Annotated in this window: 10 protein-coding genes and 1 other RNA gene; 7 read left to right on the top strand and 4 right to left on the bottom strand. The window is 45.6% G+C overall.

Annotation, left to right across the window (positions count from 1 at the left end):
* Positions 1 to 52: 52 nt before the first annotated feature.
* From CHI10_RS21870 to CHI10_RS21855, 4 genes are all read right to left on the bottom strand, one after another.
* The gene (locus CHI10_RS21870) at positions 53 to 721 is read right to left on the bottom strand and encodes a deoxynucleoside kinase (RefSeq protein WP_035333477.1); all 669 of its coding nucleotides are present in this window, start codon (positions 719 to 721) and stop codon (positions 53 to 55) included.
* Positions 718 to 1,359: a deoxynucleoside kinase gene (locus tag CHI10_RS21865; protein WP_095246247.1), complete on the bottom strand. Its 642-nt coding sequence runs from the start codon at positions 1,357 to 1,359 to the stop codon at positions 718 to 720. The genes CHI10_RS21870 and CHI10_RS21865 overlap by 4 nt, the downstream gene beginning before the upstream one ends.
* Before the next feature lie 189 nt (positions 1,360 to 1,548).
* Positions 1,549 to 2,835: a LysM peptidoglycan-binding domain-containing protein gene (locus tag CHI10_RS21860; RefSeq protein WP_095246246.1), complete on the bottom strand. Its 1,287-nt coding sequence runs from the start codon at positions 2,833 to 2,835 to the stop codon at positions 1,549 to 1,551.
* 46 nt (positions 2,836 to 2,881) lie between these two features.
* Positions 2,882 to 3,457: a cysteine hydrolase family protein gene (locus CHI10_RS21855; protein ID WP_095246245.1), complete on the bottom strand. Its 576-nt coding sequence runs from the start codon at positions 3,455 to 3,457 to the stop codon at positions 2,882 to 2,884.
* A gap of 76 nt (positions 3,458 to 3,533) precedes the next feature.
* Here CHI10_RS21855 and tadA point away from each other — a divergent pair, with 76 nt between their 5' ends.
* From tadA to CHI10_RS21820, 7 genes are all read left to right on the top strand, one after another.
* Entirely contained in the window at positions 3,534 to 4,070 is a 537-nt protein-coding gene (tadA, locus tag CHI10_RS21850; protein ID WP_218831311.1) for a tRNA adenosine(34) deaminase TadA, read from the top strand.
* Positions 4,071 to 4,149: 79 nt separating this feature from the next.
* Positions 4,150 to 4,414: signal recognition particle sRNA large type (gene ffs, locus CHI10_RS21845), an RNA gene on the top strand.
* 135 nt (positions 4,415 to 4,549) lie between these two features.
* A complete protein-coding gene (gene dnaX / locus CHI10_RS21840) occupies positions 4,550 to 6,247 on the top strand; it encodes a DNA polymerase III subunit gamma/tau (protein ID WP_095246244.1) in 1,698 nt (565 codons plus the stop codon).
* Between the two features lie 22 nt (positions 6,248 to 6,269).
* On the top strand, positions 6,270 to 6,590 hold the full coding sequence (locus CHI10_RS21835) for a YbaB/EbfC family nucleoid-associated protein (protein ID WP_095246243.1): 321 nt from the start codon (positions 6,270 to 6,272) through the stop codon (positions 6,588 to 6,590).
* A 126-nt stretch (positions 6,591 to 6,716) separates the two neighbouring features.
* Positions 6,717 to 7,313 carry a recombination mediator RecR gene (gene recR / locus CHI10_RS21830; RefSeq protein WP_095246242.1) on the top strand — a complete coding sequence of 199 codons (597 nt, stop codon included), beginning with the start codon at positions 6,717 to 6,719 and terminating at the stop codon, positions 7,311 to 7,313.
* Positions 7,314 to 7,330: 17 nt separating this feature from the next.
* Positions 7,331 to 7,549 (top strand): YaaL family protein, encoded by a 219-nt coding sequence (locus tag CHI10_RS21825; protein ID WP_095246241.1) that lies wholly within the window; start codon positions 7,331 to 7,333, stop codon positions 7,547 to 7,549.
* Between the two features lie 106 nt (positions 7,550 to 7,655).
* On the top strand, positions 7,656 to 7,919 hold the full coding sequence (locus CHI10_RS21820; protein WP_035333490.1) for a pro-sigmaK processing inhibitor BofA family protein: 264 nt from the start codon (positions 7,656 to 7,658) through the stop codon (positions 7,917 to 7,919).
* The last annotated feature ends 166 nt before the right edge of the window (positions 7,920 to 8,085 follow it).

Genomic DNA, 8,085 nt, shown 5'->3' with positions numbered 1-8,085 from the left:
AAACATTATATACTTCCTTATCTTTCAAAGAAAAAACCGCCGATAATGGCGGTTATTTTTTCAATAATTGCGTTTGTCTTAGGAAGTAAGAAATGCGCTCCACAATCGGCTCAATGGATTGCTCATTCTGAATGATGTCATAATCATTGATATTCAGGCGCAGGACCGGGCATGCGTTAAAGCTGTTAATCCAATTTTCGTAACGCTGGTGCATTTCTTCCCAGTAGGAAATCGGCGTCTGCTGCTCCATCGGACGGCCGCGCTCCTGGATGCGGGAAAGAATGTCATCAAGCGAGCCTTCCAGGTAAATAAGCAAATCAGGGTGCGGAAAGTATGGTGTCATCACCATTGCATCAAATAAACTGGTGTAGGTTTCATAATCGACCTTGGACATCGTCCCTTTTTCATAATGCATTTTGGCAAAGATGCCGGTGTCTTCATAAATGGAGCGGTCCTGAACAAAGCCGCCGCCATATTCGAAAATGCGCTTCTGATCCTTGAAGCGTTCAGCCAGGAAGTAAACCTGCAGGTGAAAGCTCCAGCGGTTGAAATCTGCATAGAACTTATCAAGGTAAGGATTTGTATCAACCTTTTCGAAAGAGGTTCGGAACCCCAGGGCATCCGCAAGCGCATTGGTCATTGTTGATTTTCCGACTCCAACGGTTCCGGCAATGGTAATGACGGCGTTCGAAGGAATCTCATATTTCTGCCTTAGATTCATAAGTGTATACTCCTCTTTTTTAATGATGTCGATAAGGTATCGAATATATGCATTAAGTCTGCTTCATTTTTAACAAAATCCAGCTGATCCCCGTTAAAGCGGATGACCGGAATATCCGGGTGCTGCCTTTCGAACTCATTCATAGCCGTTTCATAATCAAGGGATAATTGCTCGAGATATAACGGACTGATGTTCTTTTCAATTTCACGGCCTCTCAGCTCGATTCGGTCGAGCAGTGTTTCAAGGCTGGCATTCAGATAGATGATGACATTCGGCTTTGGCATATCACCCGTCAGAATGTCGTAGATCTTCAAATACTTCTGATATTCAGTCTGATTCAGTGTGCGCTGCGCAAAGATCAGATTCTTGAAAATATGATAATCAGCCACAACAGGCTTATGTTGAGCCAGGTAGTGATTGTTGATATCAACCAGCTGTTTGTAGCGGTTGCAGAGGAAAAACATTTCAGTCTGAAAGCTCCATTCTTCAATGTTTTCATAGAATTTTCCCAAAAAAGGATTTTCATCAACAATCTCTTTTAGTAAGGCATACTGAAGTTTCTCAGAAATTGCTTTAGCGAGAGATGTTTTCCCAACGCCAATCGGCCCCTCTACTGTAATAAAAGGTATTCCCCCCATAGTGATCGTCCTCCTGCATTGCTTATTTATCTATAGAAACCATTTATAGGTACGTTCCAAAATGACACAAAGCTTATTTTATCACAGTATGGAGTGGAAGGGATATGGAATTTCAGCTGGAAATAAGAAATTAAGAGCGTATTATCTGAAAAATAAAAAAGCTGCCTGTAAAGGGCAGCTGCTGAGTCATCATGCTCTTTTCGTCACATTGAAGTTTTCCGTAATCAGAAGCCAATTTTGCGGGAAAGACAGGCCGAGCTTCCAGTAGCTCATGCCCCGCAGATTCAGTTCTTTGATTAAGTCGAATTTCGCCTGGATGGAGCGGGCATCCTCAAACCAGACTTCATGCCTTTTCCCGTCAAGTGCTGTGTAGTTGAAAAATGGGGCCTGTGCTTTGTAGTCATATTGAATGGCCACATTATTTTCCGCTGCGATCTGTATGGCCTGCTGCGGACTGACGGCTTTTGCGGTGGTGCCCTGAACAAATGGAAGCGTCCAGTCATAGCCATACAAGTTCTGGCCCATCATGATTTTAGAAGATGGCATTTCACTGATCGCATATTCCAATACCTGCCTCACTGGGCCGATCGGTGAAACGGCCATAGCCGGACCGCCGCTGTAGCCCCATTCATAGGTCATGATGACGACAAAATCAACAATCTCCCCGTGGGCTTTATAATCATGTCCTTCATACCAGAGCCCTTCCTGCCCGGCGCTGGTTTTCGGGGCCAATGCGGTGGAAATCAGCCAGCCTTCCTGCCTGAATCTTGCCTTCGCTTTTCTTAGAAAATTATTATAGGCTTCCCGGTCAGCCGGACGCAGAAACTCAAAATCAAAATGAATATCCTTGAAGCCGTATTTTTTGGCTGTAGCTGTAATGTTATCCAGAAATTTGTTCTGGATCGCCATATCATTTAACAGTATTCTGGCGAGTTCGTCATTGAACTGATCGTTTTCCTGATTGGTGATCACCATCATCAGTACATTATTATTGGCTCTTGCAATAGCTGGGAAATCATTCAGAAGCGGCTCCTTCAAAGAGCCATCGCGGAGAGCCTGGAAACTGAACGGCGCCAGATAGGTCAGATAAGGAGCGGCTTCTCTTGCGCTTTCCTCCAGCTCAGGGGCGACTGTATTGCCTCTTGGCTCCACATAGGCATTGAATTCTGCTTTCGTTTTCGGGCGGGCCGGGATATAAAGGCGGAACCCCACCTGAAGCGGCTGGCTTACTGAAATGCCATTGACTGATGCCAGCTGCTGATAGGAAATGCCGAACCTTCTTGAAATCGAGTAAAGACTGTCACCGGGCTGCACCCAATAAAAGCTTCCTATTATCGGAATAACCAGTGTCTGGCCGATCACGAGATTATTTGGATTGGGAATTTCATTTGCTTCAACGAGATCTTCAACTGTCGTTCCATATGCCTGAGCAATGCCGAACAAAGACTGGTTTTGCTGGACAACATGAATCTGCAATCTATCTCCCTCCCTGAAAAACACATCTTAAAACACTACTGCCATTTTATGAAGGAAACAGGGAAGAAATGTTATAATTGTTTTCAGAGAAGGAAGATATATTGGCTTTTAATACGTTTTCCATCATCTTTAAGGCATTTGCATTATCATGGTCATCGTTGGAAGCGGTGCAGTCATGCGGTATATGCAGTTGGTATTCTCTCATATAAGCATCATTGGCTGAAAACAGGACACAGATATTGCCTGCGATTCCGGTCATGACAAGCAAATTGACACCGAGCTGGTGCAGGAGAGTATTTAAGGCAGTCCCGTAAAAAGCGGAATGCTTTGGCTTTATTAAAAAATAATCATCCGGCGACGGGTGTATTTCATGAAGGATACGCTCACTGACAGGATTGCGGCAATGATTCATAATCGTATCGAGATCAGCCTTCCAGAGGTTATAATGATCATTCACGTAAATGACCGGGAGACCCTTTTCATGGAATGCGGTCTTTAGCTCATTGATGGGCTTAGTGATATTCAAAGCTTTTTCAGCAAGGATTTTGCCATGGTGAAATTGAAAGTCGTTAATCATGTCAATAATGATAAGAGCCGGTTTATAGACTTGCGGATTTTCCATCGAATCGCTCCTTTAAGAGTATTTTTCGTAAAAGGGGCCGCTTTTACACAGATGTTAAGAGAAGGAATGAAGATATTTGATTCAGGAATCATTCACTGAAGATGAATTGTATATGCGGGAGGCTATTAAGGAAGCTAAGCTTGCTGAAGGCCTGGAGGAGGTTCCAATTGGCGCAGTCATTGTTCTGGACGGGGAGATTATTGCCCGTGCCCATAATCTGAGAGAAGTGAATCAGACTGCGATTGCGCATGCAGAGCTCCTGGCCATTGATCAGGCATGCAAGAAACTCGGAACCTGGCGGCTGGAGAATGCCGTCCTCTATGTAACTTTGGAGCCCTGTCCGATGTGTTCGGGATCCATCATTCTGTCGCGCATCCAAAAGGTGGTGTATGGAGCCGCGGATCCGAAAGGCGGCTGTGCCGGAACGCTCATGAACCTCTTGCAGGATGAGCGGTTCAATCACCAGAGTGAAGTCGTCGCGGGGGTGCTTGAAGAAGAATGCGGCGAGATGCTTTCAAGTTTTTTCCGGAACTTGCGAAAGCGCAAGAAAGAAGAGAAGAAGAGAAGGCAATTGCTGCAGATGGAACACGATACAGGAATTGACAATGGTTAGGCATTGCTTTTTCCTCTGATTATTAGTATACTTATAAATGCGTCGGACAAAGACGCACCTTAATATGGTATCAACTTTGCCGTGCTAGGCGGGGAGGTAGCGGTGCCCTGTACTCGCAATCCGCTCTAGCGAGGCTGAATCCCTTCCCGAGGCTGGTGTCCTGTAGGGCCTGCCTTAAGTAAGTGGTGTTGACGCCCGGGTCCTGCGCAATGGGAATCCATGAATCATGTCAGGTCCGGAAGGAAGCAGCATTAAGTGGACGCTCCCATGTGCCGCAGGGTTGCCTGGGCCGAGCTAACTGCTTAAGTAACGCCTATGGGCGCCAGTCGACGGAAGGTGCACGGCAGTTTATATTGTAAATAAAACTCATCCTTTTGCGGGGTGGGTTTTTTGTTGCATTTTTTGCTCTAGGTTTTGTAAAAAGGAAATTAGATACGTTATAATAGATGAAGGACTATACATAGGAAGGGGGCGTGTCAGTGAGTTATCAAGCTTTATATCGTGTTTGGCGCCCGCAGCAGTTCATCGATGTTGTCGGGCAGGAACATGTGACAAAGACTTTGCAAAACGCCCTGCTTCAGGAGAAGATATCACACGCCTATTTGTTTTCCGGTCCCCGTGGAACCGGTAAAACGAGTGCGGCAAAAATACTTGCAAAGGCTGTTAACTGTGAGAAGGCACCTGTCACTGAACCATGCAATGAGTGTTCGGCCTGCAGAGGGATTACAGACGGATCAATTCCTGATGTCATTGAAATCGATGCTGCATCCAATAACGGTGTAGAAGAAATCAGGGATATCAGGGACAAAGTGAAATATGCTCCGAACGCTGTGAAATATAAGGTTTACATCGTTGATGAGGTGCATATGCTTTCCATTGGAGCCTTCAATGCGCTGTTAAAAACGCTTGAAGAGCCGCCTAAGCATGTTATTTTTATTTTAGCCACAACCGAGCCTCATAAAATTCCCCTGACGATTATTTCCCGCTGCCAGCGATTCGATTTCAAACGGATTACGGCTCAGGCGATAACAGGAAGAATGAAGCTGATTGCGGATGAAACAGATGCAGCGTATGAAGAGCAGGCCCTGCAGATCATCGCAAGAGCCGCAGAAGGCGGTATGCGTGATGCGCTCAGCCTGCTTGATCAGGCGATCTCCTTCAGCCAGGATCGCGTTACAGTTGAAGATGCCCTGTCTGTAACAGGTGCAGTGTCGCAGGGGTTTTTAAATAAACTGGCAAGAGCGGTTAAAGACCGGGATGCAGCATCCGGGCTGGAATTTCTGGAGGAGCTCCTTTTTCAGGGGAAAGATCCATCCCGTTTTATAGAGGACTTTATCCTGTATTACCGGGACATGCTCTTATATAAAGCGGCTCCAAGGCTGGAGGAATCTCTTGAACGGGTTATGCTCGATGAGGACTTTCAGCAGCTTGCCGGGGAAGTGGAACCTGAAGAGCTTTATGAGCTGATTGAGGTACTGAACAAGGCCCAGCAGGAAATGAGATGGACCAACCATCCGCGAATATTCCTGGAAGTGGCGATTGTGAAGCTGTGCCAGCTTGAACAGCGGGAGAGACCAGGACAGGCTGCAGACATCAAGCCCTTGATGCAGCAAATCGAACAGCTGCAGCACGAGCTGGCTGAATTAAAGAAAAATGGCATAGCGGTGAAAGATGATGGGGCTCCTGCTGTACAGAAAAAGCCGCAGAGAAGTTCACGCAAAGGGTTCCAGGCGCCAGTAGGGAAAGTGAATGAAGTACTGAAGCAGGCTACGAAAAACGATCTGGTGGCTGTAAAGAGCCGCTGGGGAGAGATGCTGAACCTGCTTGTTCAAAACCAGATGCGCTCCCAGGCAGCCCTTCTCAATGAAGCAGAGCCTGTAGCCGCATCGGAAACAGCTCTTATCGTAAAATTCAAATATGAAATTCATTGTCAGATGGCCATGGATAATGCGAAATTCCTGGATACTTTGGGGAATATCCTGTTTGAGCTTTTAGGAAAGAGATTGCAGCTGGTCGGCATTCCGGATGAACAATGGCAAAGTGTCAGGGAGGATTTCCTGCGCAGCCAGCGTGACGGAGATGAGTCTGGCGGAGGCTTCGGCGGAAATGAGGAAGAGCCTCATGTGGCTGAGGCAGTCAAGTTATTTGGCGCTGAACTAATTGAAATTAAAGAATAGAAACTAGTTGGAGGTATGTAAAATGCGCGGTGGAATGGGAAATATGCAAAATATGATGAAGCAAATGCAGAAAATGCAAAAGAAGATGGCTCAGGCACAGGAAGAGCTAGGCGAAAAAAGAATTGAAGGAACAGCCGGCGGCGGAATGGTGACTGTTGTTGTATCCGGACATAAACAAGTTTTAGAAGTAAACATTAAAGAGGAAGTTGTAGATCCGGAAGATATCGAAATGCTTCAGGACCTTGTCCTGGCTGCAACTAACGATGCACTGAAAAAAGCAGAAGATTTAACAAACGATACGATGGGCCAATTTACTAAAGGAATGAACCTGCCGGGAATGTAATCAAACATCCTGAAGGAGTGCTTAAAAGCACAGACAGGCCGGGCGCCAGCGAACATAGCCTGATGGGATATCCATCAGGCCATCATGATCGCGGCGCTTTTCCTTTTCATATAGGAGGAAACATACATGCATTATCCTGAACCGATATCCAAGCTGATTGACAGCTTTATGAAGTTGCCCGGAATCGGCCCGAAAACGGCTGCGCGTCTGGCGTTTTTTGTTTTAAGCATGAAGGAAGATACTGTGCTGGATTTTGCGAAGGCACTGGTCAATGCGAAAAGAAATTTATCTTACTGCTCTGTCTGCGGCCATATTACGGACCAGGATCCCTGTTATATATGTGAGGATCAGAGACGCGACAGGTCCGTCATCTGTGTGGTCCAGGATCCGAAAGACGTGATTGCCATGGAAAAGATGAAGGAATACAACGGGCTGTATCATGTTCTCCAGGGAGCGATTTCTCCGATGGATGGGATTGGGCCTGAAGATATCAATATTCCTGACTTACTGAAAAGACTTCAGGATGAGACGGTCCAGGAGATTATTCTTGCCACTAATCCGAATATTGAAGGGGAAGCTACAGCCATGTACATCTCCCGCCTGATCAAGCCATCCGGCATAAAAGCTACCCGGATCGCCCATGGCCTGCCGGTAGGCGGAGACCTGGAGTATGCGGATGAAGTAACGCTCTCAAAAGCGTTAGAGGGAAGAAGAGAAGTTTAAGCACGGAGGCGGAATATATGTTTTTTCGCAGGAAAAAGTGGCTTCGCAGCGAGTTTGATGAGAAGCTTCTGGAGCAGCTGAACAGATTGAGAACAGATTGGAACAACCAGAAATCACTGGTGGAAAAAAGCTTTGACCCATCCCCTGAGGCAATCAGCCAGGCAAAGCTGGCCGAAGCGAAATACTTTTTTCTATTCAGGGAAGCTAAAAAGAGAAATGTTAAAGTGAGAATGTAAGTAATTAATTTAGCGGGAAAAAAATACTTGTCCTCCTCTAAGGTCTTTTTTGTACACACTAATCATAAATTAGTAGTACAAGTTTCCTGAGAGGAGGATTTTTCTTTTGGATCCTATCGTAGTAATCTCCATTCTGGGAGGATTAATTTTATTGCTTCTATTTATAGGAGCCCCGGTAAAACCGGTAAGATTCATAGGGCAGGGAGCCATTAAACTGATCATAGGTGCACTCTTATTATTCTTCTTAAATGCATTTGGGAATCAGATTGGCATTCATGTTCCTATAAACCTTGCCACTTCGGCCATTTCCGGATTCCTTGGCATTCCCGGATTGTTTGCCCTTGTTGCTATACAGACATGGATTATTTAACTTTCACAGCCGTTCTGAAGCGGCTGTTTTTGTTTTTAAATCTTTTTTAGTATTTCTGTTGACAGTTCTTTTTGATGGTGATATTATATTAAAGGTCGCCACCACGACGCAATGAAAAAACAACTTACAAAAAAAGATGTTGACATTGAATCGTGAGAATGATATA

The sequence above is a fragment of the Bacillus sp. 7894-2 genome, from assembly GCF_002272225.1.
In the GTDB taxonomy this organism is placed as follows: domain Bacteria; phylum Bacillota; class Bacilli; order Bacillales; family Cytobacillaceae; genus Cytobacillus.
Note: the sequence above shows the minus strand (reverse complement) of the source record. Positions and strands in the feature narration are given on the sequence as shown.

Bases quoted from the DNA above. Each gene is read 5' to 3' on its own strand.
- CHI10_RS21825 (WP_095246241.1), top strand. From the start codon at position 7,331: ATGTTTTTTCGCAGGAAAAAGTGGCTTCGCAGCGAGTTTGATGAGAAG.
- recR (WP_095246242.1), top strand. From the start codon at position 6,717: ATGCATTATCCTGAACCGATATCCAAGCTGATTGACAGCTTTATGAAG.
- CHI10_RS21855 (WP_095246245.1), bottom strand. From the start codon at position 3,457: ATGGAAAATCCGCAAGTCTATAAACCGGCTCTTATCATTATTGACATG.
- CHI10_RS21870 (WP_035333477.1), bottom strand. From the start codon at position 721: ATGAATCTAAGGCAGAAATATGAGATTCCTTCGAACGCCGTCATTACC.
- CHI10_RS21835 (WP_095246243.1), top strand. From the start codon at position 6,270: ATGCGCGGTGGAATGGGAAATATGCAAAATATGATGAAGCAAATGCAG.
- CHI10_RS21865 (WP_095246247.1), bottom strand. From the start codon at position 1,359: ATGGGGGGAATACCTTTTATTACAGTAGAGGGGCCGATTGGCGTTGGG.